26 protein-coding genes are annotated in these 26,881 nt (G+C 72.1%); 14 read left to right on the top strand and 12 right to left on the bottom strand.

Going from position 1 to position 26,881, the window contains the following annotated elements:
• Positions 1-50 precede the first annotated feature (50 nt).
• The 6 genes from cseC to ACFC0D_RS32395 all read right to left on the bottom strand — a co-directional run bounded on the left by cseC (position 51) and on the right by ACFC0D_RS32395 (position 5,304).
• Complete coding sequence (gene cseC, locus ACFC0D_RS32420; RefSeq protein ID WP_376443785.1) at positions 51-1,367, bottom strand: two-component system sensor histidine kinase CseC; 1,317 nt, start codon at positions 1,365-1,367, stop codon at positions 51-53.
• A 49-nt stretch (positions 1,368-1,416) separates the two neighbouring features.
• Positions 1,417-2,121 carry a two-component system response regulator CseB gene (gene cseB, locus ACFC0D_RS32415; protein ID WP_376443783.1) on the bottom strand — a complete coding sequence of 235 codons (705 nt, stop codon included), beginning with the start codon at positions 2,119-2,121 and terminating at the stop codon, positions 1,417-1,419.
• Between the two features lie 58 nt (positions 2,122-2,179).
• Positions 2,180-2,887 (bottom strand): hypothetical protein, encoded by a 708-nt coding sequence (locus ACFC0D_RS32410; RefSeq protein WP_376443781.1) that lies wholly within the window; start codon positions 2,885-2,887, stop codon positions 2,180-2,182.
• Positions 2,875-3,438: a SigE family RNA polymerase sigma factor gene (locus ACFC0D_RS32405; protein ID WP_329119198.1), complete on the bottom strand. Its 564-nt coding sequence runs from the start codon at positions 3,436-3,438 to the stop codon at positions 2,875-2,877. The genes ACFC0D_RS32410 and ACFC0D_RS32405 overlap by 13 nt, the downstream gene beginning before the upstream one ends.
• A gap of 254 nt (positions 3,439-3,692) precedes the next feature.
• Positions 3,693-4,619, bottom strand: a complete 927-nt coding sequence (locus ACFC0D_RS32400) for an A/G-specific adenine glycosylase (protein WP_376443777.1) — start codon at positions 4,617-4,619, stop codon at positions 3,693-3,695.
• Positions 4,620-4,641: 22 nt separating this feature from the next.
• Complete coding sequence (locus tag ACFC0D_RS32395; protein ID WP_376443774.1) at positions 4,642-5,304, bottom strand: phosphatase PAP2 family protein; 663 nt, start codon at positions 5,302-5,304, stop codon at positions 4,642-4,644.
• Between the two features lie 182 nt (positions 5,305-5,486).
• On the opposite strand from ACFC0D_RS32395, the gene ACFC0D_RS32390 reads away from it, so the two are divergent.
• Positions 5,487-6,305 carry a hypothetical protein gene (locus ACFC0D_RS32390; protein ID WP_376443772.1) on the top strand — a complete coding sequence of 273 codons (819 nt, stop codon included), beginning with the start codon at positions 5,487-5,489 and terminating at the stop codon, positions 6,303-6,305.
• Between the two features lie 66 nt (positions 6,306-6,371).
• On the opposite strand, the gene disA is transcribed toward ACFC0D_RS32390, so the two are convergent.
• Positions 6,372-7,430, bottom strand: coding sequence for a DNA integrity scanning diadenylate cyclase DisA (gene disA / locus ACFC0D_RS32385; RefSeq protein WP_376443788.1), 1,059 nt, complete (start codon positions 7,428-7,430; stop codon positions 6,372-6,374).
• A gap of 172 nt (positions 7,431-7,602) precedes the next feature.
• Positions 7,603-9,006 carry a DNA repair protein RadA gene (gene radA, locus ACFC0D_RS32380; protein WP_376443769.1) on the bottom strand — a complete coding sequence of 468 codons (1,404 nt, stop codon included), beginning with the start codon at positions 9,004-9,006 and terminating at the stop codon, positions 7,603-7,605.
• 184 nt (positions 9,007-9,190) lie between these two features.
• Here radA and ACFC0D_RS32375 point away from each other — a divergent pair, with 184 nt between their 5' ends.
• On the top strand, positions 9,191-10,915 hold the full coding sequence (locus ACFC0D_RS32375; RefSeq protein ID WP_376443767.1) for a hypothetical protein: 1,725 nt from the start codon (positions 9,191-9,193) through the stop codon (positions 10,913-10,915).
• A gap of 87 nt (positions 10,916-11,002) precedes the next feature.
• Here the strand turns inward: ACFC0D_RS32375 and ACFC0D_RS32370 are convergent, their stop codons facing one another.
• Positions 11,003-11,851, bottom strand: coding sequence for a hypothetical protein (locus ACFC0D_RS32370; protein ID WP_376443763.1), 849 nt, complete (start codon positions 11,849-11,851; stop codon positions 11,003-11,005).
• Positions 11,852-11,891: 40 nt separating this feature from the next.
• Here ACFC0D_RS32370 and ACFC0D_RS32365 point away from each other — a divergent pair, with 40 nt between their 5' ends.
• The 5 genes from ACFC0D_RS32365 (at position 11,892) to ACFC0D_RS32345 (ending at position 17,211) form a co-directional block, all read left to right on the top strand.
• A complete protein-coding gene (locus ACFC0D_RS32365) occupies positions 11,892-12,824 on the top strand; it encodes a Ppx/GppA family phosphatase (RefSeq protein ID WP_376443760.1) in 933 nt (310 codons plus the stop codon).
• Positions 12,825-13,213: 389 nt separating this feature from the next.
• On the top strand, positions 13,214-14,050 hold the full coding sequence (locus ACFC0D_RS32360; protein WP_376443757.1) for a sugar phosphate isomerase/epimerase family protein: 837 nt from the start codon (positions 13,214-13,216) through the stop codon (positions 14,048-14,050).
• Complete coding sequence (locus ACFC0D_RS32355) at positions 14,047-14,658, top strand: TetR family transcriptional regulator (RefSeq protein WP_376443755.1); 612 nt, start codon at positions 14,047-14,049, stop codon at positions 14,656-14,658. Before ACFC0D_RS32360 ends, ACFC0D_RS32355 begins: the two co-directional genes overlap by 4 nt.
• 129 nt (positions 14,659-14,787) lie before the next feature.
• Entirely contained in the window at positions 14,788-16,641 is a 1,854-nt protein-coding gene (gene ilvD, locus ACFC0D_RS32350; RefSeq protein ID WP_376443752.1) for a dihydroxy-acid dehydratase, read from the top strand.
• A gap of 141 nt (positions 16,642-16,782) precedes the next feature.
• The gene (locus ACFC0D_RS32345) at positions 16,783-17,211 is read left to right on the top strand and encodes an acetyltransferase (RefSeq protein WP_376443750.1); all 429 of its coding nucleotides are present in this window, start codon (positions 16,783-16,785) and stop codon (positions 17,209-17,211) included.
• Between the two features lie 7 nt (positions 17,212-17,218).
• On the opposite strand, the gene ACFC0D_RS32340 is transcribed toward ACFC0D_RS32345, so the two are convergent.
• Complete coding sequence (locus ACFC0D_RS32340) at positions 17,219-19,357, bottom strand: PQQ-binding-like beta-propeller repeat protein (protein ID WP_376443747.1); 2,139 nt, start codon at positions 19,355-19,357, stop codon at positions 17,219-17,221.
• A 155-nt stretch (positions 19,358-19,512) separates the two neighbouring features.
• On the opposite strand from ACFC0D_RS32340, the gene ACFC0D_RS32335 reads away from it, so the two are divergent.
• The 6 genes from ACFC0D_RS32335 (at position 19,513) to proC (ending at position 23,560) form a co-directional block, all read left to right on the top strand.
• Complete coding sequence (locus tag ACFC0D_RS32335; RefSeq protein WP_376443744.1) at positions 19,513-19,827, top strand: SH3 domain-containing protein; 315 nt, start codon at positions 19,513-19,515, stop codon at positions 19,825-19,827.
• Between the two features lie 13 nt (positions 19,828-19,840).
• Complete coding sequence (locus tag ACFC0D_RS32330) at positions 19,841-20,233, top strand: SH3 domain-containing protein (RefSeq protein WP_376443741.1); 393 nt, start codon at positions 19,841-19,843, stop codon at positions 20,231-20,233.
• 54 nt (positions 20,234-20,287) lie between these two features.
• Positions 20,288-20,824, top strand: coding sequence for a hypothetical protein (locus ACFC0D_RS32325; protein ID WP_376443739.1), 537 nt, complete (start codon positions 20,288-20,290; stop codon positions 20,822-20,824).
• 242 nt (positions 20,825-21,066) lie between these two features.
• Positions 21,067-21,897, top strand: coding sequence for an ABC transporter ATP-binding protein (locus tag ACFC0D_RS32320; RefSeq protein WP_376443736.1), 831 nt, complete (start codon positions 21,067-21,069; stop codon positions 21,895-21,897).
• Entirely contained in the window at positions 21,894-22,631 is a 738-nt protein-coding gene (locus ACFC0D_RS32315; protein ID WP_376443733.1) for an ABC transporter permease, read from the top strand. Before ACFC0D_RS32320 ends, ACFC0D_RS32315 begins: the two co-directional genes overlap by 4 nt.
• Before the next feature lie 119 nt (positions 22,632-22,750).
• A complete protein-coding gene (gene proC, locus ACFC0D_RS32310; RefSeq protein WP_329119232.1) occupies positions 22,751-23,560 on the top strand; it encodes a pyrroline-5-carboxylate reductase in 810 nt (269 codons plus the stop codon).
• A gap of 12 nt (positions 23,561-23,572) precedes the next feature.
• Here the strand turns inward: proC and ACFC0D_RS32305 are convergent, their stop codons facing one another.
• On the bottom strand, positions 23,573-24,163 hold the full coding sequence (locus ACFC0D_RS32305) for a cysteine hydrolase family protein (protein WP_376443729.1): 591 nt from the start codon (positions 24,161-24,163) through the stop codon (positions 23,573-23,575).
• A gap of 75 nt (positions 24,164-24,238) precedes the next feature.
• On the opposite strand from ACFC0D_RS32305, the gene ACFC0D_RS32300 reads away from it, so the two are divergent.
• Positions 24,239-25,243, top strand: a complete 1,005-nt coding sequence (locus tag ACFC0D_RS32300; RefSeq protein WP_376443727.1) for a GlxA family transcriptional regulator — start codon at positions 24,239-24,241, stop codon at positions 25,241-25,243.
• Here ACFC0D_RS32300 and trpS read toward each other — a convergent pair.
• Complete coding sequence (trpS, locus tag ACFC0D_RS32295; RefSeq protein ID WP_376443724.1) at positions 25,207-26,208, bottom strand: tryptophan--tRNA ligase; 1,002 nt, start codon at positions 26,206-26,208, stop codon at positions 25,207-25,209. The genes ACFC0D_RS32300 and trpS overlap by 37 nt on opposite strands.
• Positions 26,209-26,881 lie beyond the last annotated feature (673 nt).

Raw genomic sequence — 26,881 nt, 5'->3', positions numbered from 1 at the left:
GGGGCCCGGCACACCTGGTGTGTCGGGCCCCTCTCGCATACGGCGTCGCCCTAGTCAGCGAACTTGATCATCGGGAAGCTGCCGGTGTTCGTCGGAGCGTGGTCCGGGAGCCAGAGCACCGCGATCGACCCGCCCGCCCCCTCCGGCGTGCCCTCGGGCGCCGCGTTCCGGAACGTCAGCCGGGCCCCGAGGACCCGTGCCTGCCCCGCCGCGATCGTCAGCCCCAGCCCGTGGCCCTGGCCCGCGCGGTCGCTCGCGCCGGTACGGAAGCGGCTCGGGCCCTCGCGGAGCAGCGCCTCGGGGAAGCCGGGGCCGTGGTCCCGGACCCGTACGACCCTGCCCTCGACCGTCACCTCGACCGGCGGCTTGCCGTGCTTCGCCGCGTTCGCGAGGAGGTTGCCCAGGATCCGCTCCAGCCGGCGCGGGTCGGTGTTCACCCACGACTCGTGGACGACGTGCACGACCGCCTCCGGGTCGAGCGCCCGCACCCGCCGCTCCACGAACTCCCCGAGCGCGATCTCCTGGAGCTCGGCACGCTCCGACGCGCTGTCGAGCCGGGCGACCTCGAGCACGTCCTCGACCAGGGTCCGCATGGCCTGCGCCCGGTCCCGTACGAGCTCGCTGGGGCGTCCCGGCGGCAGCAGCTCCGCCGCCGTGAGCAGACCGGTCACCGGGGTCCGCAGCTCGTGCGCGATGTCGGCGGTGACCCGGCGCTCGGCCTCGATCCGCTCCTGCAGGGCGTCGGTCAGGGCGTCCACCGCGCGGGCGAGCTCGTCGGTCTCGTCGCGGACTATTCCACCGATCGCCTTGCGCACCCGTACGTCCGTGTTGCCCTGCGCGACCTTGCCTGCCGCCGCGGCGGCCTTCCGCAGCCGGCGCGAGAGCTGGCCGCCTATGAGCACGCCGAGCGCGCAACCGCCGAACACCACCGACACCGAGCCGATGACCAGGGCCCGGTCGAGATCCTTCATGATCGCCGTGGAGCGGTCGGCGAACGGGATGTGCAGCGACAGCACGTCCCCGTTGGCCAGCGGCACCGCCGCCCAGACGTCGGGCGGACCGCCGTGCCGGTGCTCCTGTACGTACGTACCGCGCCGCTGGTCCCGCATGAGCTGGTCCAGCTGCGGCGGCAGCATCGGGTCGTTGATCTTGGTGCCGAAGCGGGGCTCCTTCGGCTTGGAGCTCTCGTACATCCGCTGCGCGAAGAGGAGCCGCTCCATCTGCACCTCGCGCGCGTTGTCGAGCATCGAGACCCGCGCGGAGTTGTGGACGACGAGGCTGAGGGTGACCGCGATCAGCGCGCCCACGGCCGCGATGGCGACGGCGATCTTCCAGCGGACCCCCGTACGGAGGGCGAGCGGCCTCATCTGTCGACCCGCTTCACCGGCTGACCTGCTTCATCCCCGCTGACCCGCTTCATCCCTTGAGCTTGTAGCCGAAGCCGCGGACCGTCTCGATCCGGTCCTGGCCGATCTTGGTGCGCAGTCGCTGGACATGGACGTCCACCACCCGGGTGTCGCCGCCCCAGCCGTAGTCCCAGACCCGTTCCAGGAGCTTGTCCCGGGACAGGACCGTGCCCGGCGCGGACGAGAACTCGAGCAGCAGACGCATCTCCGTCGGGGTCAGCCCGACCGGCGCCCCGCCCTTGCGGACCTCCATGCCCTCGGTGTCGACCTCCAGGTCGCCGAAGACCAGCACCCCGCCCTCGGGCGCGTCGGCGCGCCCCGCATCACCGCCCGCCGGGCCGCCGGCGTGCCCGAAACGACGCAGCACGGCGCGGATCCGGGCCACGAGCACGGCACCGTCGAAGGGCTTGGTCACATAGTCGTCGGCCCCGGCCTCCAGGCCGAGGACGACGTCGATGGAGTCGGCGCGCGCGGACAGCATGATCACGGGCACGGTCGACTCGTCACGGATCCGGCGGCAGAGACTGACGCCGTCCATGCCCGGCAGCATCACGTCGAGCAGCGCGATGTCCGGCCGGTCCGCCCGGAACGCCTCGAGCCCGGACAGCCCGTCGGGCATGGCGGTCACCGTGAAGCCGTCCCGCTCCAGTGCGAGCTGGGTGGCTTCACGGATGACGTCGTCGTCCTCGACGAACAGCACATGGGTCTCGGCCATCGTGCGCCTTCCTGCCTTCCGTTCCTTCAGGTTCCGCTCGGAGGCGGTGCAGTCTGGTTCAGTTGCCGCTCGGCTCGACGGTCGGGGGGCCGTCGATGCCTCCGTCGCCGACCGCGCGGCTGTAGTCGTTGTGCACCCAGTCGTGCTGGCTGAACTTGCTCCCCGCCCAGCGGTACGTGATCACGTCCTCGCCCGAGGGATAGGCGACCGGGTCGCCCTTGGCGTACACCTGCTTGGTCACGACGAGGTCGCCCCGGTCGATCGTCGCGTAGACGGCGGCGTCCTCCGCCATGAACACGTTCTTGTACTCGCCGCTCTCCTCGCGGTACACGTACGTGCCGATACCGACGGCATCGCCGCAGGTCATCACGTTGACGACGACATCGGGCGCGGTTCCGCCGGTCAGATTCCCGTAGGAGGTGTCCACCGGGTACGCGTCGGCGACGCACGGCTTCAGATCGGCCTTCAGACGCTCGCCGATCTTCGGATCGGCCTTGATGAGCGCGATCGGGTCGACGCGCTTGGCGGGCATCTGCCCGGAGGACGCCGAGGGGGACGGTGCCGGTACGGCCGATCCCGCCTCGTCGGCGCGGGCGGCGCCCTCGTCGCGTGAGCCCGTACCGCCGGTGGAACACGCGGTCATGAACAGCCCGATGGCGACGAGCCCGGCCAGTGCCGTGGTACTCGTCGCCCGGATGATCCGGCGACGCCGGGGGCTGCAGGGCCCGTCGTCGTCGCCGTCGTGTCTGGCGCCTAGGCCGCGCACCGGTGCTGCCCCCGTTCGTCGGGTCGTACGGTCGACCGCTCCAGAGCACGGGCGTCGTCGACGCCACGGCTCTCCAGTTCCTGACGCAGTCGGGCCAGTGCGCGGTGGAGCGTGGACTTCACCGTACCCGTCGACATGCCGAGCGCTGCCGCGGTCTCCTCCGTGCTCATCTGCTCCCAGTGCCGCAGGACGACCACACTGCGCTGCTTCGGCGCGAGGACCTTGAGGATGTCCATGAGCAGGGCGCGGTCGGCGTGCTGCTCGGTGGCGTCGTCGACGGAGGCGTCGGGCAGCTGCTCGGTGGGGACCTCGTCGAGCTTGCGGGCCCGCCACCACTCGGTGCGCGTGTTGATCATGACCCGGCGCAGATACGCGTCGGCGAGCGACTTGTCGGCGATGCCGTCCCAGCGGCCGTACGTCCGCACCAGCGCCGTCTGCAGGAGGTCCTGCGCGTCGACCGGGTCGGGGACGAGACGGCGGGCGCTGCGCAGCAGCGCGTCCTGCCGAGTGCGGACGTACTCCTCGAAGTCGAGCACCTCTCCGTGCGACATCTGAACCGCCTCCGATCCCCGTGACCAGCCTGTTTGGCTTACGTCGACGAAGTTACGGAGCAGTTGTCACGAGGCTGTCCGGGGCAGCCGTCGGAGGATGCACGGCTGCCCATCGGTTGTGTAACAGGGGCCGGGGATGGGTAGGAGGTCCGATTCGGCTCAGGACCGCGTGCGGGGCGGTCCGGACCGTGGCGGGCCGGGTTCGGGACTCCCAGGGCGCCGATGGGTCGGGCTCGGGGCTTCGGGCAGGTCGGTCAGGACTGCGGCAGGCGGTACAAGCCGCCCTCGAGAGGCTCGACCAGGCCGTCGGCGACCAGGCCGTCCAGCGCACGGGCCCGCTGCACCGGCTCGTCCCAGACCGCGTCCATGGCGGACTGCGGCACGGCGCCCACCGCCTCCCGGAGCACGGCGAGCAGCCGGCCGCGGACCTGCCGGTCCGTGCCCGCGTACGTCTGACCGCGCCGCGCCGGCCCGTCGTGGGCCGGCTTCCCCGACATCCGCCAGACGCAGCTTGCGGCGATCGGGCAGCGCCCGCAGTCCTCGTTCTTCGCCGTGCAGACCAGCGCGCCCAGCTCCATCGAGGCGGCCGCCCAGCGGGCCGCCGTCTCCTCGTCCTCCGGCAGCAGCGCCCGCGCGAGCCGCCGCTCGGCGGCGGTCGTGGCGTTCGGCGGGTACTGCACGCCCGAGGCGGCCCGGGCGAACACCCGGCGGACATTGGTGTCGAGCACCGGATGCCGCTGCCCGTACGCGAACGAGGCCACCGCCGCCGCCGTGTACTCCCCGATCCCGGGCAGCGCGAGCAGCGCGGCGTGCTCGCTCGGTACGTCGCCGCCGTGCCGCTCCGTTATGGCCACGGCCGTCGCGTGCAGGCGCAGCGCACGCCGCGGGTAGCCGAGCCTGCCCCAGGCGCGCACGGCCTCGCCGGGCGCGTCGGCCGCGAGGTCGGCGGGGCGCGGCCAGCGCGCGAGCCACTGCTCGTACACCGGAAGCACCCGTACGACCGGGGTCTGCTGGAGCATGAATTCGCTGACCATCACGCCCCACGCCCCCGCCTCGGGGCGGCGCCAGGGCAGGTCGCGGGCGTGCCGGTCGAACCAGGCGAGGACGGGCCCGTGCAGCTCGGCCGGGGCCGGGGCGGGGGCGTCGTCGAACACGGGGATGGAGACATCGGTGGAAGTCATGGCACCCCCGATCCTGGCACGTTCAGCGCGCGCCGTGGCGCACGCCCTCGGGGCGCGTGGAGGCGCGCGGGCGCGGCCCGCGCCCCGCGCACCACACCACCGCGCCGGTGAGGCTCGACCGGCCCGTCTCCACCAGCGCCCGAACCGGGCGGGTCGCCGCCTTGACGGCGAGGAACGCGACGGCGCCCCCGAGCAGCAGCCCGACCGTCACGTCGTGCGGGTAGTGGACACCGACGAAGACCCGGGAGAACGCCATGAGCAGGGCCATCGGCACGGTCAGCCACACGAGCCCGCGCCACGCCAGCGCGAGCGCGACCGCCGCCGCGCCCGCGATGGCGGCATGGTTGCTGGGGAAGGACCAGTCGCCGGTCGGCGGGCACGGGACGAGCGAGGCGGGCGCGCCCGCGACAGCCCGGCACGGACGCTCCTCGTCCACCAGCGACTTGAGTGCCTCGCTCACCACATAGCCGAACGCGGTCGCGAGGGGGGCGAGCAGCGCGAGCGCCATCGCATCGCTCGCCCCGGACCTGGCCCGCCACCATCCGGCCACGAACAGCACGCCGAAGAGCAGCAGCCCGGCCTCGGTCCACACCTCGGCGAGCTGTTGGAACCAGTGCGGGGTGGAGTGGGCGAAGTCCGTGACGTCGAGATAGAGGTCGTCGGTGAGGTCGGAGAGGTTGTCCATGATCAGGACGCTAACCGGCGCCCGATGTCCGGCGCCCGTGCCGAAGGGCCACAACGACCCCCGACGAAAGTGGGGGTGAGCGGGGGCATTCCGACGTTCCGGATGTGATCATCGGCAAAACTTGGTGCCTGGGGCGGCGGGTGGGGCGGGAGTTGGCGCCGATCTCTCGTAAGGTTCGTGCCGTGGGATCACTGCGCAATCCGGTCGGGCCGCTTCCCTCCTCCATCTACTGGCGACGGAGGGCGGTCGCGCTGTGCCTGGTCGCACTTCTCGCGCTGATCGCCCTCTGGGCCGTCACCTCCGGCGGAGGCGGCGGGAAGAAGGCGAACGACGCCGCCAACGGCTCTTCTCCCGCGCCCTCGATCACTCCCGGACCTTCCGGTTCCGGTCCTGCAATCAGTGAACAGCCGGGCGGACGGGACGAGTCGGGCGACTCGGGTGAGAACTCCGGTGGCGACGGAGGTGACGCCGGTTCCGGTGGCGCCGGCGGCGCGGACGCGGGCTCCGAGGCCGGCGGCAAGAACGGGGACACGGACGGAGCGGGCGGCGACGGCGGCGCGGGTACGGGCGCGGGGCAGCAGGTTCCGGCCAATTCTCCGCTGCCGAACTGCGCACCCGGAGCGCTGCAGTTGACCCTCCGCAGCGCCAAGGTCTCGTACGCACCGGGCGAGAAGCCCCGCTTCCACCTGGAAGCCAAGAACACCTCGGCCGTCGACTGCAAGGCCGATTTCGGGCCGAAGAACGCGGTCCTGACGATCAGCAACGACAAGGACGACGACATCTGGTCGTCCCAGGACTGCCCCCGTCAGGCCGGCGGCGTGCTGCTCCGGATCCCGGCGCGCTCGACGATCACGCACACCGTGGACTGGGACCGCGGCCGGAGCGCCCCGCAGTGCGCCACCGCCCCGGCGGGCCCGGTGGGACCGGGGACGTACCTCGTGGAGGCGGCGATGCCGGGAGTGAAGGTCCTTCCGGCGTCGTTCACGCTGGCCAAGGACTGACAGAGACACGAGAAAGGGGCCGTACGGGAATCTCCGTACGGCCCCTCTCCACGTCTGCGGGTGCGGCTAGACGTACCGCTCCAGGATCGAGGACTCCGCGAGCCGGGACAGGCCCTCGCGGACGCTGCGCGCCCGGGCCTCGCCGACCCCGTCGACGGTCTGGAGGTCGTCGACGCTGGCCGCGAGAAGCTTCTGGAGCCCGCCGAAGTGCTCCACGAGCCGCTCGATGATCGCGCCGGGCAGCCGCGGGACCTTGGCGAGAAGCCGGTAGCCGCGCGGGGAGACCGCGGAGTCGAGGGTCTCGGGGGAGCCGCTGTAGCCCAGGGCTCGCGCCACGATGGGCAGTTCGAGGAGCTCGGCGTGGGTGAGCGCGTTGAGCTCGGTGAGCGCCTCGGCGACCGTACGGGAGCGCTTGGCAGTGGGCTCGGGCACGTAGTCGCGGATGACGAGCTCGCGCTCGGGCTCCACGCCCGCGATCAGTTCGTCGAGCTGGAGCGAGAGGAGCCGGCCGTCGGTGCCGAGCTCGACGACGTACTCGGCGATCTCGGTGGCGATCCTGCGGACCATCTCCAGGCGCTGCGCGACGGCCGTGACGTCGCGAACGGTCACCAGGTCCTCGATCTCCAGGGCGGAGAGCGTGCCGGCGACCTCGTCGAGACGGAGCTTGTACCGCTCCAGGGTCGCGAGCGCCTGGTTGGCGCGCGAGAGGATCGCGGCCGACTCCTCCAGGACGCGGCGCTCACCGTTCACGTAGATCGCGATGAGCCGCATCGACTGGGAGACGGAGACGACCGGGAAGTTGCACTGCTTGGAGACCCGGTCCGCGGTGCGGTGGCGGGTGCCGGTCTCCTCGGTGTGGATGGAGGCGTCCGGAACCAGCTGGACACCGGCCCGGTGGATCTTGGAGATGTCCTTGTCGAGGACGAGCCCGCCGTCGAGCTTGCACAGTTCGCGCAGCCGTGTCGCGGTGAACTCCACGTCCAGCACGAAGCCGCCGGTGCACATCGAGTCCACCGTCTTGTCCATGCCGAGCACGATCAGACCGCCGGTGTTGCCACGCAGAACGCGCTCGAGACCGTCGCGCAGTGCGGTGCCGGGAGCGACCGCGCTGAGGGCCGCGCGCATCAGCGCTTCGTTCCCGTCCTTGGCTGCCACTGCACTCCTCCGGCTCGTACGGATGGGCGAGACCAGGGCAAAGTCTAGCGACACCGCCCCGCGGCCCTCCGCCGCGCGCCGGATCACACCTCCTTCTCGCCCCGCCCCCGCCCTCGGGGACCGCCCGTCCGCGCCCCGTGCGCTACCCGTCCTCGCCCTTGGGAGCGGCCGCTCGGCGGCTGCGCGGGAGCACGCGCAGGGCGTCGCCCATGTTCGCGACCTCCGTCACCTTCATGCCCGCCGGCACCTTCCCCGGGTCCGTGGGGACCAGGGCGTGGGTGAACCCGAGCCGGTGCGCCTCGGCCAGCCGCCGCTGCACGCCCGTGACCCGGCGGACCTCGCCCGCGAGCCCGACCTCGCCGATCGCGACCAGGTTCTTCGGCAGCGGGGTGTCACTGGCGGCGGAGGCGAGCGCGAGCGCGATCGCCAGGTCGGCGGCGGGCTCGGAGAGCTTCACACCGCCCACCGTCGCCGAGTAGATGTCCCGCTTGCCGAGCGCGGTGATCCGGCCGCGCTGCTCCAGGACGGCCAGCATCATCGAGACCCGGGAGGTCTCCAGACCGGACGTGGTCCGGCGGGGGGACGGGATCTGGGAGTCGACCGTCAGCGCCTGGACCTCGGCCACCAGCGGCCGGCGGCCCTCCAGGGTGACGGTCAGACAGGTGCCCGGCACGGCGACGTCGCGGCGGGTCAGGAACAGTCCGGAGGGGTCGGCCAGGCCCGTGATCCCCTCGTCGTGCAGCTCGAAGCAGCCGACCTCGTCCGTCGCCCCGTACCGGTTCTTCACACCGCGGACCAGCCGCAGGCGCGCGTGCCGGTCGCCCTCGAAGCTCAGGACGACGTCGACCAGGTGCTCGAGGAGGCGCGGGCCGGCGATCGCGCCGTCCTTGGTGACGTGGCCGACGAGCAGCGTGGACATGCCCCGCTCCTTGGAGGCCCGGATCAGCGCGCCGGCGACCTCACGCACCTGCGCCATGCCGCCGGGGGCGCCGTCGATCTCGGGGGAGGCGACGGTCTGCACCGAGTCCATGATCAGCAGCGAGGGCTTGACCGCGTCGAGGTGGCCGAGGACGGCGGACAGGTCGGTCTCGGCCGCCAGATACAGATGGTCGTTCAGCGCGTTGATCCGGTCGGCCCGCAGCCGGACCTGGCTCGCGGACTCCTCGCCCGTGACGTACAGCGTGCGGTGCTCGTCGCTCGCGGCCTTCGCGGCGACGTCCAGGAGCAGCGTGGACTTGCCGACGCCGGGCTCACCGGCGAGCAGCACGACCGCTCCGGGCACGAGACCCCCGCCGAGGACCCGGTCCAGTTCGTCGACGCCGGTCGAGCGCGCCGTGGCCTGCCGGCCGTCGACCTGGCCGATGGGCAGCGCGGCGGTGGAGACCCGGCCGGCGGCGGTCGTGCGGACGGCGGGCGCGCCGTACTCCTCGACCGTCCCCCAGGCCTGGCACTCGGGGCATCGGCCGAGCCATTTGGCGGTCGTCCAGCCGCACTCGGTGCAGCGGTAGGACGGCCTGTCCTTGGCGGATTTCGTACGGGCAGCCATGCACCGAACCGTAGCGGGCCGCACTGACAGCGGGTGCCGAGCCCGGAGACCGCCGACCCCGCGACGGGAGCCCGGCGGGGGAATGTCGCATTCCTGTCCCCTTTTGAGGGATACCTTCACCCGTACGGATTAAAAGTGTTCAACCGGTACGAAGACCCTGCCCAGACCCGCCTACGGTCGCCCAGTGACGAGCAGCAGGCTGGAACCCTCCACACACACCACCGGCGCACACCGGGCGCACCGGCGGGTGCCCGAAAGCCCGCGCACCCTCGGCCAGCACCCGCCCGCGCGCTACGAGGCCCAACTGGACGGCCTGTTCACCTACTGCCTCTCCGTGCTCTGCGACCACGACACCGCGACCGCCGTCCTCGGCGACGTCCTCGCTGTCGCCGAACGCCACCACGGCCGCTGCCCGTCCGACGCGGAAGGGCGCAAGGCCTGGCTCTACGCCCTGGCCCGCTGGGCCTGTCTGCGCAGCCTCGGGGAACAGCGCCGCAAGCGACAGGGCGCGCACACCGGCCGTCCCGTCGTCACCGAGCCCGAGCCACCCCCGGTCTCCGAGGAGGTCGCCGAGCGCCGGCGCGCGGAACTGGCCCAGCTCGCCTGGCCCGAGGCGGCCGGCACCACCCCGGAGCAGCGCGAGGCCCTGGAGCTCGCCGTCCGGCACGGTCTCGGCCACCGCGAAGTCGCCGCCGTGCTCTCTCTCGACGCCCTCGCCGCCCGGGAGCTGCTCTCCTCCGCCGCCTGCGAGGTCGAGCGGACCCGGGCCGCGCTCGCGGTCGTCGAGACCGGCAACTGCCCCACCGTCGCCCGGCTCACCGGCGACCACCAGGTACTGCTCTCCGCGGCCCTGCGCGCCGAACTCGTCCGCCATGTCGACGACTGTCCGCGCTGTCGCCGGGCCGCCGAGCGGGCGGGCGCGGGTGGCCCGTGGCCCGGCGCGGCGGCGGTCACCCCGGCCAGACTCCCGCTGGTCGAGGCGCCGAGGGCGGCCGCGTACGTGGCGATGCGGCACGTCCCACGCGCGCGTGCCGGTGCCCCGCGCTTCGGCCCGACCGGTTTCCCGATGGACCCGAAGGACCACGCGGCGCGCCGCGACCGGATGCGGGCCCGCGCCGTGACCACCACCGTGGTGGCCGCGGTGGTCGCGGCCCCCGTGCTCGCCCTGTGGGCCTCGTACCGAGGCGGTCCCCTCATGGGGGACGGCGACCGCGCGGGCGCCCCGGTCACCGCGCACGAGGCGGACGAACCGACGAGCCTCGACGGCACCCCGTACGACCGCTACGAGAACGCGGGCAACGCCCAGACCACCGCCGACCCCCGCTTCACCCAGGGCAGCCGCTCCCCGGACGTCTCGGTCGAGGTGATCAGCCCCGGCGGGCCTGTGGGACCCACCCTGCCCGGACAGTCGGGCCCCGGCCGGATCACGGTCGCGGCGCACGGCAACGGGGACACGACGATGCTCACCCTCACGGCGTCCGGCGGCTCGCCCGTCGACTGGTCGCTCTGGACGGACGCGCCCTGGCTGTACGTGAGCCAGGCGTCCGGCACCCTGCGCCCCGGCGAGTCGGTGACGGTCCGGATCGCTGTTGACCGGGCGCGCGAGCCCGCAGGCGCGTGGTCCGCTCGGGTCGGGGTCAACCCCTCGGGCGCGGTGGTACGGATCAACGGCCGCGGGGCGGACACCTCGCCGCCCCCGACGACGGAGGAGCCTCCGCCGACGACGGACCCGACGACCCCTCCGCCGACCACGGAGCCGACGACGCCTCCGCCCACGACGGAGCCGACGACCCCTCCGCCGACGACCGAGGAACCCCCGCCGACGACGGACCCGACCCCTACGGACGAGCCTTCACCGTCGACGGACCCGGGAACGCCGAGCGGCTCGGACTCGCCTCCGGCGTCGTAGTCCCACGGCGCCCGGCTCGGCGATCGGGTCGGGCGCCCGGGTGGCCCGGGTCGGTGATCCGCTCGCCACCCGCGTTCCCTGCGTTCTCTACCGCTTCACCGGGTCCGCCGGGTGCGGCGCCACCAGCGGCAGCTGGGAGGCCAGCCGGGCCTCGCACAGCTCCACCAGCACCTCGTACGCCGCCTTGCCCATCAGCTCCGTCAGCTCGGGCCGGTACGTCACGTAGACCGGTTCCCCGGCCCCGTGCGCGGAGGTCGCCGAGGTGCACCACCAGTGCAGGTCGTGGCCGCCCGGGCCCCAGCCGCGCCGGTCGTACTCGCCGATCGACACCTGGAGGATCTTCGTGTCGTCGGGCCGCTCGATCCAGTCGTACGTGCGCCGCACCGGCAGCTGCCAGCAGACGTCCGGCTTGGTCTCCAGCGGCTCCTTGCCCTCCTTGAGGGCGAGGATGTGCAGCGAACAGCCGGCGCCGCCCGCGAAGCCGGGGCGGTTCTGGAAGATGCAGGAACCCTGCCAGCGGCGGGTCTGCCGGTCGCCGTCCTCGTCGACCTGCGTCCAGCCCGTCTCCGTGCCGACGTCGTGGAACTGCCACAGCTCGGGCGTGAGCCGGTCCACGTGCGAGGCGACCCGCTTCTCGTCGTCCTCGTCGGAGAAGTGGGCGCCCAGCGTGCAGCAGCCGTCGTCGGCGCGGCCCGCCTGGATGCCCTGGCAGCCGCTGCCGAAGATGCACGTCCAGCGCGAGGTGAGCCAGGTCAGGTCGCAGCGGAAGACCTGCTCGTCGTCGGCGGGGTCGGGGAACTCGACCCAGGCACGCGCGAAGTCGATGCCCTTCTCGTCGGGTTCGCCCAGGCCTGCAGCGCCGCTCGGCTTCTTGGAGGTCTTCTGAGCCTTGGCAGCGCTGTCTTTGCCCGGCTTCGCCTTTTTCGTCTTTGGCACACGACAAGCGTATGCGGGTGGGAGCAGTAGCGTTCCGTCCATGAGACTCGGAGTCCTCGACGTCGGTTCGAACACAGTGCACCTGCTGGTGGTGGACGCCCACCCCGGCGCCCGCCCGCTGCCCGCCCACTCCCACAAGGCGGAGCTGCGGCTGGCGGAGCTCCTCGACCAAGGGGGTGCCATCGCGCCCGACGGCGTCGAGCGGCTCATCGCGACCGTCCAGGGAGCGATCCAGGCCGCCGAGGACAAGGGCTGCGAGGAGGTGCTGCCGTTCGCGACCTCCGCGGTGCGCGAGGCGACGAACGCCGACGCCGTCCTGGAACGGGTGAAGCGTGAGACCGGCATCGACCTCCAGGTCCTCACCGGCGAGGAGGAGGCCCGGCTCACGTTCCTGGCGGCCCGCCGCTGGTTCGGCTGGTCCGCGGGCAAGCTGCTCCTCCTCGACATCGGGGGCGGCTCGCTGGAGATCGCGTACGGCATCGACGAGGAGCCGGACGCGGCGGTCTCGCTGCCGCTGGGCGCGGGGCGGCTGACGTCCGGCTGGCTGCCGGGCGACCCGCCCGACGCGGCGGACGTACGGGCGCTGCGCCGCCACGCGCGCGCCCAGATCGCCCGTACGGTCGGGGAATTCAGCCGCTTCGGCAGGCCCGACCATGTCGTGGCCACGTCCAAGACCTTCAAACAGCTCGCCCGGATCGCCGGCTCGCCCGGCTCCGAGAAGGGGCTCTACCTTCGGCGCGTCCTGACCCGCTCCTCCCTGGAGGAGTGGGTCCCCAAGCTCTCCGCCATGACGGCGGACCAGCGCGCCGGCCTCCCGGGCGTCTCGGAGGGCCGCGCACCGCAGCTGCTCGCGGGGGCGCTGGTGGCCGAGGGGGCGATGGACCTCTTCGGCGTGGACGAACTGGAGATCTGCCCCTGGGCGCTCCGCGAGGGCGTGATCCTGCGCCGCCTGGACCACCTGCCGGAGGAGTAGCGCTTACGGGTGCGCTGCCCGGCCCGCCCCACAACGGACGCACGCGCGCGTGCCGGGGGACCGGGACCACGCGCGCGACCGGGTCCCGTACGCGGTGTGCCGGGGACCGGTCCCTGTCCCCATACGCCCAGCCGGGGGCGGGGCCGGGCCCACGCAAGCCTGCCTTCCCCGCGGGGCACCCGGGCCGGGTCCCACGCAAGCTGACGTCCCCCGGCCCCCGGCCCCCGGCCCCCGGCCCCCGTCCCCCGGCCCCCGGGACCGGGTCCCCACGCGCGCGTGAGGTCCCGCGCTCCCCCACGCGCGCGTGGGCCCGCCCGCTTCGCGCCCCGCGCCCCCACGTGACCGGAGCCACCTCCCCCGGGCCTGCCCCGCCCCGTACCCTGTCCTTCGTGGCAGAACCTGTGGTGCGCATCCCGGATGCGAAGGTCGCCCTGTCGACGGCCTCGGTCTATCCGGAGTCGACGGCGACGGCCTTCGAGATCGCCGCGCGCCTCGGCTACGACGGCGTCGAGGTCATGGTGTGGACCGACCCCGTCAGCCAGGACATCGAGGCACTGCGCCGCCTCTCGGACTATCACCAGGTCCCGATCCTCGCCGTCCACGCGCCCTGTCTGCTCATCACCCAGCGCGTCTGGTCCACGGATCCCTGGGTCAAGCTCCAGCGCGCCCAGGCGGCCGCCGAGAAGCTCGGCGCGTCCACGGTGGTCGTGCACCCGCCGTTCCGCTGGCAGCGCCAGTACGCCCGTGACTTCGTCACCGGCATCTGGCGGATGGCCAACGAGACGGACGTCCGGTTCGCCGTCGAGAACATGTACCCCTGGCGGTACAAGGACCGCGAGATGCTCGCGTACGCCCCCGAGTGGGACGTCACCAAGGACGACTACCGGCACTTCACGGTCGACCTCTCGCACACCGCCACCGCCCGCACGGACGCCCTCGCCATGATCGACCGCATGGGCGAACGCCTCGGCCACGTCCACCTGGCCGACGGCAGGGGCTCGGCGAAGGACGAGCACCTGGTCCCGGGGCGCGGCACCCAGCCCTGCGCCGAAGTCCTCGAACGCCTCGCGCACACCGGCTTCGACGGCCATGTCGTCATCGAGGTCAACACCCGGCGGGCGATGTCCGCCGCCGAACGAGAGGCCGACCTCGCGGAAGCCCTCGCCTTCACCCGGCTGCACCTGGCCTCGGCGGCCAGGCCGTCGTCCCGGGCGCCCCGCTCATGACCGGTTCGGCCCCGCGCCGTCGCGGCCGTCCGTCGCGTACCGAGGAGGAGAGCGGTCCGGGTGCGCGCGAACGCATCCTGGACGCGGCCCGCGCGCAGTTCGCCGAACGCGGCTACGACAAGACCTCCGTGCGCGGCATCGCCAAGGCGGCCGATGTCGACGCGGCGCTCGTGCACCACTACTTCGGCACGAAGGACGAGGTGTTCGCAGCCGCCATCGAGGTCTCCTTCGAGCCCACGGCCGTCGTCCCGGCGATCATCGAGGGGCCGCGCGACGCCATCGGCGAGCGGCTGGCGCGCTTCTTCATCGGCGTCTGGGAGAACCCCGTCTCCCGCGCCCCGCTGCTCGCGATCATCCGCTCCGCGCTGACCCACGAAGCGGCGGCGAAGGTGCTGCGCGGCTTCGTGCTGCGCCGGCTCCTGGAGCGGATCGCGGCCGACCTCGACGTGCCGGACCCGAAGTTCCGCGCGGAGCTGGCGGCCTCCCACATGATCGGGATCGCGATCCTGCGGTACGTCATCCAGGTCGAGCCGCTCGCGACCGCCGACCCGGAGAAGATCGTGGAGATGGTGGCCCCGACCCTCCAGCGCTACCTCACGGAGTCCTGACCGGCGCCCCGACCCGCATCCTGACCGAAAGCTGAACATGCCGTCCGGCATACGGACGCGCTGTCCAGATCTTGGTCCGTCGGCGTACGCTCGACAGCAAGCACACCCATTACTGAGGAGCGAGCGACGATGCCCGAGCTGAGGTCCCGCACAGTCACCCACGGCCGCAACATGGCGGGCGCACGCGCCCTTATGCGCGCCTCCGGTGTACCGGGCGCGGACATCGGCCGTAAGCCGATCATCGCGGTCGCCAACTCCTTCACGGAGTTCGTCCCCGGCCACACCCACCTGCAGCCGGTCGGCCGGATCGTCTCCGAGGCCATCACGGCGGCCGGGGCCATCCCGCGCGAGTTCAACACGATCGCCGTCGACGACGGCATCGCGATGGGCCACGGCGGAATGCTGTACTCCCTGCCCTCCCGCGACCTGATCGCGGACAGCGTGGAGTACATGGTCGAGGCGCACTGCGCCGACGCCCTGATCTGCATCTCCAACTGCGACAAGATCACCCCCGGCATGCTGAACGCCGCGCTGCGCCTCAACATCCCGACGGTCTTCGTCTCCGGCGGTCCGATGGAGTCCGGCAAGGCCACGCTGGTCGACGGCACGGTCCGTACGCTCGACCTGGTCGACGCGATCTCCGACGCCGTCAACGACAAGATCTCGGACGAGGACATCCTCCGTATCGAGGAGAACGCCTGTCCGACCTGTGGCTCCTGTTCCGGCATGTTCACCGCCAACTCGATGAACTGCCTGACCGAGGCCATCGGCCTCTCGCTGCCCGGCAACGGCTCGGTCCTCGCCACCCACACGGCCCGCAAGGCCCTGTACGAGAACGCGGCCCGCACGGTCGTCGACATCACCCGTCGTTACTACGACGAGGACGACGACTCCGTCCTGCCGCGCTCGATCGCGACCCGGGCGGCCTTCGAGAACGCCATGGCCCTGGACATCGCCATGGGCGGCTCGACCAACACGATCCTGCACCTGCTCGCCGCCGCCCAGGAAGCCGAGCTGGACTACGGCCTGACCGACATGGACGCCGTCTCGCGCCGTGTGCCGTGCCTGGCCAAGGTCGCGCCGAACGTGGCGCCCGGCGGCACGTACTACATGGAGGACGTGCACCGCGCCGGCGGCATCCCCGCCATCCTCGGCGAGCTGTACCGCGCCGGTCTGCTCAACGAGGACGTCCACACCGTCCACTCCCGCTCCATCAAGGAGTGGCTGGAGACCTGGGACGTGCGCGGCGGCTCCCCGTCGGAGGAGGCCGTCGAGCTGTGGCACGCGGCGCCCGGCTGTGTCCGCTCCGCGACCGCCTTCTCCCAGTCCGAGCGCTGGGACTCCCTGGACACCGACGCGGCCGGCGGCTGCATCCGCGACGCGGCCCACGCGTACTCGAAGGACGGCGGACTCGCGGTCCTGCGCGGCAACCTGGCCGTGGACGGCTGTGTCGTGAAGACGGCCGGCGTCGACGAGTCGATCTGGACCTTCGAGGGCCCGGCGGTCGTCTGCGAGTCGCAGGACGAGGCCGTCGAGAAGATCCTCAACAAGCAGGTCAAGGACGGCGACGTGGTCGTCATCCGCTACGAGGGCCCGCGGGGCGGCCCGGGCATGCAGGAGATGCTGTACCCGACCTCCTTCCTCAAGGGCCGGGGCCTGGGCAAGACCTGCGCGCTGGTGACGGACGGCCGCTTCTCCGGCGGTACGTCGGGCCTGTCGATCGGCCACGCCTCGCCGGAGGCCGCGTCGGGCGGCACGATCGCCCTGGTCGAGGACGGCGACCGGATCCGTATCGACATCCCGAGCCGCTCGATCGAGCTGCTGGTCGACGACGCCACGCTGGCGGCCCGCCGTGAGGCGCTGGGCGGGGTCTACGCCCCGAAGAACAGGCAGCGGAAGGTCTCGGCGGCACTGCGGGCGTACGCGGCGATGGCGACGAGCGCGGACAAGGGCGCGGTGCGCGACGTGTCGAAGCTGTACTGAGCCGACGCGGTTCCGAGGCATCGCTCCAAGGCATCAGGGACGCGGGGAGTGGGCGGAGACGCTCACTCCCCGCGTTCGTGCGTGTGCGCTACGATCACGACTTCCCGTTCATGATTGTCATGCTCACGATTGGGGAGTCGTATGCGTGCCTCCGTACGCCGTACCGCCGTCGTCGCGACCGCCGTCGCCGCCCTCGCGGCCCTGAGCACCACCCCGGCGAGCGCGGCGACCCCGGCCGAGATCTGCGGATCGGGTTACGTCCAGATCGACTCGAGGACCCTGCAGAACTCGTCGACCGTCCTCGCCCGCATCCACCTGCTCCACAACGCGTCCAACGGCAACAACTGCGTCGTCACCATGCACGCCCCCGCCACCGCGGGCTTCGCCCTCCCGACCGGCGCCTGGCTCACCGTCCAGGGCTCGACAACCAAGAAGGACCAGCGCACCTACAGCTCGTACGCGGGCCCGGTACGCGCCTCCGCGGCCGGGAAGTGCGTGCGCTGGGGCGGGATGATAGAGGCGGGCGTGGGGGAGTACACGTACACGAGCCCGTGGGAGCACTGCGGCTGACCCGACGTCACCACCCTGCCGGATCCCGCCCGTCCACCGCGAACACGGACCCGTCGGGCGCGCTCCCGAACACCTTCTCCCCGGCCACGACGGGCGCGGGCACCGTGGTCGCGTACCCGAGCCTGCCATCCCCGAGCCGAGGCTTCGTCTGCCCGATGAGCGCACCGCGCACGGTGTCGACGGCGATGAGCCGCCCATCGGCCGCGGAGAGGTAGAGCCGCCCACCGGGCGCGAGCACAGGGGCGGAGACGTTACCGGCGGCGGTCTCCAACTCCCAGACCACGCGCCCGGCGGGGCCGGCGGCGGTGTCGAGCGCGATGAGCCGGCCGGCGGAGTCGAGGAGGTAGGCGGTGTCGCCGTGGACGGCGATCCTGGGATTGTCGAGGGGGTAGGGGAGAGCGGTTCGGCGGACGGAGCCGTCGGTGGGGTTGTAGCGGACGACCGCGTCGGTCTGCGAGTCGGCGTTCGACGAGCGCAGGAACACTACGCCGTTCCCGCCCGCGCCCACGGGCACGAGATCGCCCGCGAGCCGCCGCTGCCAGACGATCGTGCCGTCGGTCGGCCTGAGGGCGCCGAGCGATGTACGGGTGGAGCCGCCGGCGCTCTCGAAGACGGGCACGAGGCCCGACGTCTTGTCGTACGGGCCGAATCGGGGTGCGGTAAAGCCGCGGAGGGAGTGCTTCCAAAGCTGCTTCCCGGTGGCACCGTCGACGGCCCTGACCGCCGCGGAGGAGGTCGGGAAGAGCAGGGTGTCCCCGGCCGGGTTGGCACCTTCCTGGCGGGCGGCGGCGCCGGTGTCCCAGGCCGGAGCGCCTTCGTCCGCGGTGAAGGTCCGCAGGGTCCCGTCGGCGGCGACGGCGCCGAGCAGGCCGCCGGAGGGCACCGGGGGTGGGGCGGGCTCTCCGACTGCTCCGGAGCGTGACCAGAGCACTCGGCCGGTCGCGGGGTCGAGCCGCGTGAGCGCCACGCCCCGTACGGAGCAGTAGAGGGCGTCGGCCGTGGGGGTGCAGGCCGGGGTGGCCAGGGCGCCGTCCTTCTGCAGCACGGTCTGCCAGCCCTCGAAGGCGGCGGCCGCCCGGGCCGGTCCCTGCCCGGGCCGGGGGTCTCCCTCGGCACCGGCGCTCAGTGCCACGAACGCCCCACCGGCCGCGAGGACGGCGAGCGCGGAGGCGACCACGACCGACGGTCGAAGCCGTCGACGGGCGCGCGGCGCCGGCACCCGCACGGGCGTGTCCGCGTCCCAGGACCCCGACGGCCCGGGCGCGGGTTCGGGCAGGGTAGGGGGCCGCCGCTGGGCGGGTATGAACGCCGCCGCCTCGTACGAGGGCGGCAGCAGCGCAGCCATGATCTCGGCCGGGGTCGGGCGATCCGCCGGCTCCTTGGCGAGGCAGCGCGCGACGAGGGGAGCGAGCTCGTCCGGAACCCCCGTCAGATCCGGATCGTCGTGGACGACCTGGTACGCGACGATGTACGGGCTGTCGGAGTCGAACGGTCCGTGCCCCGTGGCCGCGTGGACGAGCACGGAGCCGAGCGCGAAGACGTCCGCCGCCGGGCCGACCTCGCGGGGCCGCTGGAACTGCTCGGGTGCCATGAACGGCGGCGACCCGATCAACTTCCCGGTCTCCGTGTGCAGATCGCTGTCCACCGGCCGGGAGATGCCGAAGTCGATGACCTTCGGTCCGGTGTCGGTGAGCAGGACGTTGCTGGGCTTGAGGTCGCGGTGGACGACGCCGGCCCGGTGGATGTCGCGCAGTGCCTCGGCGAGTCCGGCGGTCAGTCGGCGCAGTTCGGCGGGAGACAGCGGGCCGTTCCGCTTCACCTGGTCGGCGAGGGTGGGACCGGGGACGTAGAGGGTCGCCATCCAGGGACGTACGGCGTCGGGGTCGGCGTCCACGACGGGTGCGGTGAAGGCGCCGCTGACCCGGCGCGCGGCGGCCACCTCCTGGCGGAAACGGGCCCTGAACTCCGGGTCCTCCGCGTACTGTCCGTGCACCACCTTGACCGCGAGCCGTAGCCCGGAGGCGGAGGTGGCCAGATGGACGACACCCATGCCACCCGCGCCGAGACATGCCTGGAGACGGTAGCCGCCCGCGTACTCAGGTTCTTCCGCATCCCGGTCGGCACCGGTCCTGCGCAACGGCGGCATAGCCAACCCCCGTGTGGTTCCCCGTTGAGGCCGCGCGCGTGCGCGACGCACGGAGCCTAGTCCATGGCGCCCTTGATGTCGGTGGGGCTTGCTAGCCTGCGCGTCGCAGAGAGTGAATCGCAGCGGAGCGCTTTGCGCCAACGGGGGAGGACACCATGGGTGTTGACGAGACGAAGGAAGCGGCCACGGCCGCGGAGCTGGACGGGGTGTCCACGATGAGCGTCGTGCGCTACCCGATCGCCCCGGGCTACCGCGTGAACGTGCGCTCCGGGCCGGGTACGCAGTACCGCATCGTGCGGACGCTGGCCCTGGACGTCCGGGTGCCGATCTACTGCCAGACCCCGGGTGAATGGATCTCCGGCCCGTACGGCACCACGAACATCTGGGACAACATCGCGTCGGGCGAGTTCATCTCCGACGCGTATGTGAAGACCGGCAGCGACGGCTACGTCGCCAAGCGCTGCGGCTGAGGGGACAAGCGACATGACCATGCGCAGGAATGCCGTCCTCGCCCTCGGCGGTGCCGTCGCCGCCCTGGCGCTGACGCTCACCACGGCGGGCAGTGCCACGGCCGCGTCCGGGACGACGGCCACCGGGTATGCCGCGAGCGCCACGGCCGCGACGAGTGTGGCGCGCTACCCGGTCGCGCCCGGCTACCGCGTCAATGTGCGCTCCGGGCCGGGGACCCAGTACCCGATCGTGCGGGTGCTGACCATCGGTGTGAGTGTGCCGATCTACTGTCAGAAGCCCGGCGAGACCGTCACCGGCCCGTACGGCACCTCCAACATCTGGGACAACATCGCGAGCGGCGAGTACGTCGCGGACGCCTATGTGAACACCAGCCGGGACGGCTACGTCGCCAAGCGCTGCGGCTGACCCCCACCCCCGCCGCCGCCCCGTCCCGTCGCCGCCCCAGGGATAATCGACCTCGTGAGCGACGAAGACCAGACCGCCAAGCCCAGCACCGCCGCCAAGGGCGCGGCCGGCGGTACCCCCGCCGGCCCGCGGCCCGAGGAGATCCGATTCTTCGGGACGACGTGGGTCGACCACAGCGGCAACTACGGGCTGCGCCGTGCCGGGCTCGCCGTCGGTGCGCTCGTCGCCGCCGCGGCGGGCTGCTTCGTGCTGCGCTTCGCCTACGAGGGGCTTGCGATCGCCGAGGTCGGGGGAATCCTGAACCTCCTCGTGGTCGTCATGTTCGCGATCTGCAGCGCCATCGCCTTCCGTAAGACCTGGGAGGGCTTCGTCCGCCGCCCCGCCGACCCGGCCCGCGAGGACTCCCTGCGCAGCTTGAAGATGATCGGCTTCGTCGGCTCGCTCCTCGCGTACTTCTTCCGCTGCTTCGTCGAGGCACCGGGCGAGCAGCTGCGCCGCACGGAGTACGAGACGGCCCGCACCCAGTACGAGAAGCGGCGCGGCGCCCGCGCGGGCAACCCGGCGGCCCGCAAGAAGCGCAAGGGCAAGTAGCCGGCACCTACTCGTACCCCGCCGTACCCGTACCCGCACGCCGGCCCGTACCCCGTACACCGACACAGGCAACGCCCTCCAGGACGCCCGGCCCCGCCGGGCGTCCTGTGCGTTTCCGCCGACCCTCGTCAGCCGCATCCGCCGAGACCCGCCAGCCCCCGCCGCGCGCAGAAGGCCGACCCACCCCGTTCCAACCGCCCCCAGCGCTTGACGACCGGACCCCCACGCGCAATATTCATCGCATGATGAATTACTCCGGCGAGGTCACGCAGCCGGCCGTCGTCGCGCACGGCCTCACCGCCGTACGGGGCGACCGCACCGTCCTGCGCGGCCTCGACTTCACCGTCCCGGTCGGCCGGATCACCGGCCTCCTCGGCCCATCCGGCTGCGGAAAATCCACCCTGATGCGTGCGATCGTCGGCACCCAGGCCAACGTCACCGGCACCCTCCAGGTCCTCGGCCGCCCGGCCGGCGACGCCGCCCTGCGCTCCCGCATCGGCTACGTCACCCAGGCGCCGTCCGTCTACGACGACCTCACCGTCCGCCAGAACCTCGACTACTTCGCCGCCGTCCTCCTCCCCGGCCGCGCCCACCGCGAAGACCGCCGCGCCGCCGTCGCCCGGGCCATCGACGACGTCGACCTCGCCTCGCACGCCGACTCACTCGCCGGCCGGCTCTCCGGCGGCCAGCGCAGCCGCGTCTCCCTCGCCGTCGCCCTCCTCGGCACCCCCGAGGTCCTCGTCCTCGACGAACCCACCGTCGGCCTCGACCCCGTCCTCCGCCGCGACCTGTGGAACCTCTTCCACCGCATCGCCGACGAACGCGGCGCCGCCATCCTCGTCTCCTCCCACGTCATGGACGAGGCCGAGCGCTGCCACCGGCTGCTCCTCATGCGCGAAGGCGAGATCCTCGCCGAGGACACCCCGGACGCCCTGCGCCGCCGCAACGACACCGCCACCGTCGAAGAGGCCTTCCTCCACCTCGTCGACGCCGCCAACGCCCGCGCGGCCGCACACCTCGACGAGCCCCGGCCGGCCCAGGAGTCCCGACCCATCGAGGAGCCCCAGCGATGAGCACCGCCCGCACCCTCGCCACCGCCACCCGAGTCCTGCGGCAACTGCGTCACGACCCGCGCTCGATCGCCCTGATGATCCTCGTCCCGTGCGTGATGCTCTTCCTGCTCCGGTACGTCTTCGACGGCAGCCCCCGGACCTTCGACAACATCGGAGCCTCGCTGCTCGGCATCTTTCCGCTGATCACGATGTTCCTCGTGACCTCGATCGCCACCCTGCGCGAACGCACCTCCGGCACCCTGGAACGCCTGCTCGCCATGCCCCTGGGCAAAGGCGACCTCATCGCCGGCTATGCCCTCGCCTTCGGACTCCTCGCCATCGTCCAGTCCGCCCTCGCCACCGGCCTCGCCCTCGGCGTCCTCGGCCTCGACGTCGTCGGCTCCCCCTGGCTCCTCCTGCTCGTCGCCCTGCTCGACGCCCTCCTCGGCACCGCGCTCGGCCTCTTCGTCTCGGCCTTCGCCGCCTCCGAGTTCCAGGCCGTCCAGTTCATGCCGGCCGTGATCTTCCCCCAGCTGCTGCTCTGCGGCCTCTTCATCGCGCGCGACCAGATGCAGCCCGTCCTCGAAGGGATCTCCAACGCACTCCCCATGTCGTACGCCGTCGACGGCATGAACGAGGTCCTCCGGCACCCCGACATCACCGGCGCCTTCGTCGTCGACGCCCTCGTCGTCGCCGGCTGCGCCCTCCTGGTCCTCGCCCTCGGCGCCGCGACGCTCCGCCGCCGCACCGCCTGACCGCCCCTCGGACGCCCGCACCGCGCGAACCCGCGCGGTGCGAGGATGTTCCTGCACGTGGACGAAGTGTCCACGCAGATGGACAGGCGCATGCCCCTTCCGGCGAGGTGAACAGAGCCATGACCCAGACCGTTGCAGTCCTCGGCACCGGCAAGATCGGTGAAGCGCTCCTCAGCGGCATGATCCGAGCCGGCTGGCGCCCCGCCAACCTCCTCGTCACCGCCCGCCGCACCGAGCGCGCCGAAGAACTGCGTGCCCGCTACGGCGTCGAGCCCGTCACCAACGCCGAGGCCGCCAAGCGCGCCGACACCCTCATCCTCGCCGTGAAGCCCCAGGACATGGGCCGCCTCCTCGACGAACTCGCCCCCCACGTCAGCGCCGACCGCCTCGTCATCAGCGCCGCCGCCGGCATCCCCACCTCCTTCATCGAGGAACGGCTCACCGCCGGCACCCCCGTCGTCCGCGTCATGCCCAACACACCCGTCCTCGTCGACGAGGGCATGTCCGTCATCTCCGGCGGCAGCCACGCCACGTCCGAGCACCTCGTCCACGCCGAGGAGATCTTCGGAGGCGTCGGCAAGACACTGCGCGTCCCCGAGTCCCAGCAGGACGCCGCCACCGCGCTCTCCGGCTCCGGCCCGGCCTACTTCTACTTCCTCGTCGAGGCCATGACCGACGCCGGCATCCTCCTCGGCCTGCCCCGCGCCCAGGCCCACGACCTGATCGTCCAGGCCGCCATCGGCGCCGCCGTGATGCTCCGCGACAGCGGCGAACACCCGGTCAAGCTCCGCGAGGCCGTCACCTCCCCCGCCGGCACCACCATCAGCGCCATCCGCGAACTGGAGAACCACGGCGTACGGGCCGCCCTCATCGCCGCCCTCGAAGCCGCCCGCGACCGCAGCCGCGAGCTCGCCTCCGGCAACGGCTGACCGGCCCCCGGCCTACGCGGGCACCGCGCCCTTCAGCACGTCCTCCGTCGACACGACCCGGGCGAACCGCCCGCCATGCAGCGACACCGCCGTCGCCCGGGTCAGCTCATCCGCCGTAGCCGCCCACCCGAACGGCCCTTCCAGGTCGAACGTGTGCATCGCGTCCAGCGGAAACACCACGTCGTACCCGAGGTTCCCGCCCATCCGCGCCGTCGTCTCGTTGCACATGTTCGTCTGTATCCCGACGATCACGATCTGCGCGATGGCCTCCCCCTTCAGCCACAGGTCCAGCGACGGCTCTCCGTAGAACGCCGAGTTCACGCTCTTCGTCACCAGCAGCTCCCGCCCGCTGCCCTTCCCCCTCCGCTCCTCGACGAAGTCCTTGAAGTCGTTCCCCACATGCCCGAGCCGCAGCGGCGACGGCGACCCGGCCGGCGAATCGTGCCGTACGAACACCACCGGCCGCCCCGTCTCCTGCCACAGATCGATCAGTGCCGCGATGTTCCCCTCGGCGGCCGGGTTGTTCCGCTTCCCCCAGAACTCCTCCTCGAAGCCCTTCTGTACGTCGACGACAACCAGCGCTGCGTTCTGTGCGATCTCCATGCCCACGATGCTGCCGCCCGCGCACCCCTCGTCCCAGAGGAGAGAAAGCCGACGATCGATGGTTTACTGCCACCCATGCCGACGGCCCCAGCGGAACCCCAGCGCATCGCCCTGATCTCCTTCCCCGGCATCCGCGCCTTCGACATCTCGGTCATCACCGAGGTCTGGGGCAGCGGACGCCGCCTCCGTGGTGTCCCTCCCTTCGAACTCCGCCGCGTCGCCGCCGACCCGTCCACCCCCATCTCCCTCCGCGGCGGTCTCACCCTCACCCCCGACCGCCCCCTCGACTGGCTCGCCCAGGCAGACCTCGTCCTCGTCCCCGGCATCGAGGACCCCGACGCCGACACACCCCCCGCCGTCCTCGAAGCCCTCCGCCGGGCCCATGCCGCGGGTACCCCCGTCGCCTCCCTCTGCGCGGGCGCCTTCGTCCTGGCCAAGGCCGGACTCCTCGACGGCCGCCGCGCCGTCACCCACTGGCACCTCGCCCAGACCCTCGCCGCCCGGCACCCTCGGATCACCGTCGAGCCCGACGCCCTCTTCGTCGAGGACTCCGGTATCTGGACCTCGGCCGGCACCGCCGCCGGCATCGACCTCTGCCTCCACCTCGTCCGCACCACCCACGGAGCCGAAGCCGCCGCCACGATCGCCCGAGCGATGGTCACCGCCCCCTTCCGCACCGGCACCCAGGCCCAATTCATCGAGCACCCCACCCCCCGAGCCGACCGCGACGCCGACGCCCTCGCCGCCGTCCGCTCCTACGCCCTCGCCCACCTCGACGAGCCCCACACCGTCGCGAGCCTGGCCGCCCGCGCGGATATGTCGCCACGGACCTTCGCCCGCCACTTCCAGGCCACCACAGGAACCACCCCTCTCCACTGGCTCATCACCCAGCGCATCGCCGCCGCGCAGAAACTCCTCGAACTCACCGACCACCCCCTCCCCGAAGTCGCCCGCCGCGCGGGCTTCGGCAGCGAGGTCACGATGCGCCAGCACTTCGCCTCGCACCTCGCCACCAGCCCGCGCGACTACCGCCACGCCTTCCGTCACCCGGCGGCCGGCATCAACCCGATCGCCCGATAGGCGCGATCCACCAACGGCCGCGCCATCCCCCGGGCCCGCTCGGCCCCGTCCCGTAGCACCCGGTCCACATGCCCGGGATCGGCCGCCAGCTCCGCATGCCGCTCCCGGACCGGCCGCAGCATCTCGACCACCGCGTCCGCCGTGTCCCGCTTCAAAGATCCGTACGACTCATATACACCGGCCAGGGCTTCCGGGTTCCCACCCGTCGAAGCGGCCAGCAGATCGAGCAGATTCGCCACCCCGGGACCGGCCTCCCGGTCGTAGACGACATCCCGACCGCTGTCGGTCACGGCCCGCATGATCTTCCGCCGCACCGTGTCCGCGTCATCCAGCAGATACACGATGCCGGCGCCGTTCTCGTGGGACTTCCCCATCTTCGAGAGCGGGTCCTGCAGATCCATGACCCGCGCCCCCACCTCCGGATGCGTCGCCCTCGGCACGGTGAACACATGCCCGTACCGCTGGTTGAACCGCACCGCCAGATCCCGGGTCAGCTCCACATGCTGCGTCTGGTCCTCACCGACCGGCACCTCATCGGTCCCGTAGGCGAGGATGTCGGCCGCCATCAGCACGGGATACGTCAGCAGCGACAGCCGCACACTCTCCCCGGCGGCCCGCGCCCGCGCGCCCTTCTCCTTGTACTGGATCATCCGCCGCAGCTCGCCGTCGGTGGCGGTGCACTCCAGCAGGTACGACAGCCGGGCATGCTCGTCCACATGGCTCTGCACGAACACCGTGCAGAGCTTCGGCTCCAGGCCGGCCGCCAACAGCAGCGTGGCCGCCTGTCGACTGAGCCGTAGAACCCGCGCCGGATCGTGCTCGACGGTCAGGGCGTGCAGATCCACGATGCTGAACAGCGCGTCGCTCCGGTGCTGGTCGATGTCGACCCACCGTCGTACGGCCCCGAGGTAGTTGCCCAGCGTCAGGTGCCCCGTGGGCTTGATCCCGCTGAAGATCCGCTTCATCGCGTTCGTTCTCCCTCTCTCCTGTGCGCCGACCCGTCGGCCGCACTCCCGGAGGGGGATACGCGAACGGCCGCCGAGGCGGCGGCCGCTGATGCATGCGTGAGTGCGGGCCGCCGTCAGGCGGCCCACCACTGAGTCGTGCGCGCATGCGTAGTCATACGGAGAGGCTACGCCCGGGGACCGGGGTTGACATGGGATTGCGCCGTCCGTAGTGTTCTCCGAGTTGTCCGACGTGAGCACCGACCCCGGTCGGCCCCGGACAGCCATTCCGCAAGACCCACTACAGCTGACGATGCTTCGCTGCGTCGTCGTGCTTTCCGTGCGTTTTTGCGAAATGAGGAATCCGCGTTCGAAGGTTTGAGCGCGAGCCGCCCGATTAGCGTCGGAGGCAAGGAATCCGCTAAAGTCTCACTCGTCGGAACGGCCCAACAGCCGCAAAGACAACCCACTCTGACTGGGAATCAGGCCCGAAAGGATCTGATAGAGTCGGAAACGCCGGAAGGCCGAAACGGGAAACCGAAGAGGTCGGAAAGCACCGAGGAAATCGGATCGGAAAGATCTGATAGAGTCGGAAACGCAAGACCGAAGGGAAAAGCCCGGAGGAAAGCCCGAGAGGGTGAGTACAAAGGAAGCGTCCGTTCCTTGAGAACTCAACAGCGTGCCAAAAATCAAC

The sequence above is a fragment of the Streptomyces sp. NPDC056222 genome (genome assembly GCF_042264065.1).
Classification (GTDB): Bacteria; Actinomycetota; Actinomycetes; order Streptomycetales; family Streptomycetaceae; genus Streptomyces.
This window is presented reverse-complemented; position numbering and strand designations above follow the sequence as displayed.

Excerpts from the sequence above, each read along its gene's own strand:
- ACFC0D_RS32330 (WP_376443741.1), top strand. The coding sequence starts at position 19,841 with ATGACCATGCGCAGGAATGCCGTCCTCGCCCTCGGCGGTGCCGTCGCC.
- ACFC0D_RS32340 (WP_376443747.1), bottom strand. The coding sequence starts at position 19,357 with ATGCCGCCGTTGCGCAGGACCGGTGCCGACCGGGATGCGGAAGAACCT.
- disA (WP_376443788.1), bottom strand. The coding sequence starts at position 7,430 with ATGCGCGCGGCCCTCAGCGCGGTCGCTCCCGGCACCGCACTGCGCGAC.
- ACFC0D_RS32320 (WP_376443736.1), top strand. The coding sequence starts at position 21,067 with ATGATGAATTACTCCGGCGAGGTCACGCAGCCGGCCGTCGTCGCGCAC.
- proC (WP_329119232.1), top strand. The coding sequence starts at position 22,751 with ATGACCCAGACCGTTGCAGTCCTCGGCACCGGCAAGATCGGTGAAGCG.
- ACFC0D_RS32355 (WP_376443755.1), top strand. The coding sequence starts at position 14,047 with ATGACCGGTTCGGCCCCGCGCCGTCGCGGCCGTCCGTCGCGTACCGAG.
- ACFC0D_RS32395 (WP_376443774.1), bottom strand. The coding sequence starts at position 5,304 with ATGGACAACCTCTCCGACCTCACCGACGACCTCTATCTCGACGTCACG.
- trpS (WP_376443724.1), bottom strand. The coding sequence starts at position 26,208 with ATGAAGCGGATCTTCAGCGGGATCAAGCCCACGGGGCACCTGACGCTG.
- ACFC0D_RS32400 (WP_376443777.1), bottom strand. The coding sequence starts at position 4,619 with ATGACTTCCACCGATGTCTCCATCCCCGTGTTCGACGACGCCCCCGCC.
- ACFC0D_RS32300 (WP_376443727.1), top strand. The coding sequence starts at position 24,239 with ATGCCGACGGCCCCAGCGGAACCCCAGCGCATCGCCCTGATCTCCTTC.
- ACFC0D_RS32335 (WP_376443744.1), top strand. The coding sequence starts at position 19,513 with ATGGGTGTTGACGAGACGAAGGAAGCGGCCACGGCCGCGGAGCTGGAC.
- cseB (WP_376443783.1), bottom strand. The coding sequence starts at position 2,121 with ATGGCCGAGACCCATGTGCTGTTCGTCGAGGACGACGACGTCATCCGT.
- ilvD (WP_376443752.1), top strand. The coding sequence starts at position 14,788 with ATGCCCGAGCTGAGGTCCCGCACAGTCACCCACGGCCGCAACATGGCG.
- cseC (WP_376443785.1), bottom strand. The coding sequence starts at position 1,367 with ATGAGGCCGCTCGCCCTCCGTACGGGGGTCCGCTGGAAGATCGCCGTC.
- ACFC0D_RS32365 (WP_376443760.1), top strand. The coding sequence starts at position 11,892 with ATGAGACTCGGAGTCCTCGACGTCGGTTCGAACACAGTGCACCTGCTG.
- ACFC0D_RS32305 (WP_376443729.1), bottom strand. The coding sequence starts at position 24,163 with ATGGAGATCGCACAGAACGCAGCGCTGGTTGTCGTCGACGTACAGAAG.
- ACFC0D_RS32345 (WP_376443750.1), top strand. The coding sequence starts at position 16,783 with ATGCGTGCCTCCGTACGCCGTACCGCCGTCGTCGCGACCGCCGTCGCC.
- ACFC0D_RS32315 (WP_376443733.1), top strand. The coding sequence starts at position 21,894 with ATGAGCACCGCCCGCACCCTCGCCACCGCCACCCGAGTCCTGCGGCAA.
- radA (WP_376443769.1), bottom strand. The coding sequence starts at position 9,006 with ATGGCTGCCCGTACGAAATCCGCCAAGGACAGGCCGTCCTACCGCTGC.
- ACFC0D_RS32405 (WP_329119198.1), bottom strand. The coding sequence starts at position 3,438 with ATGTCGCACGGAGAGGTGCTCGACTTCGAGGAGTACGTCCGCACTCGG.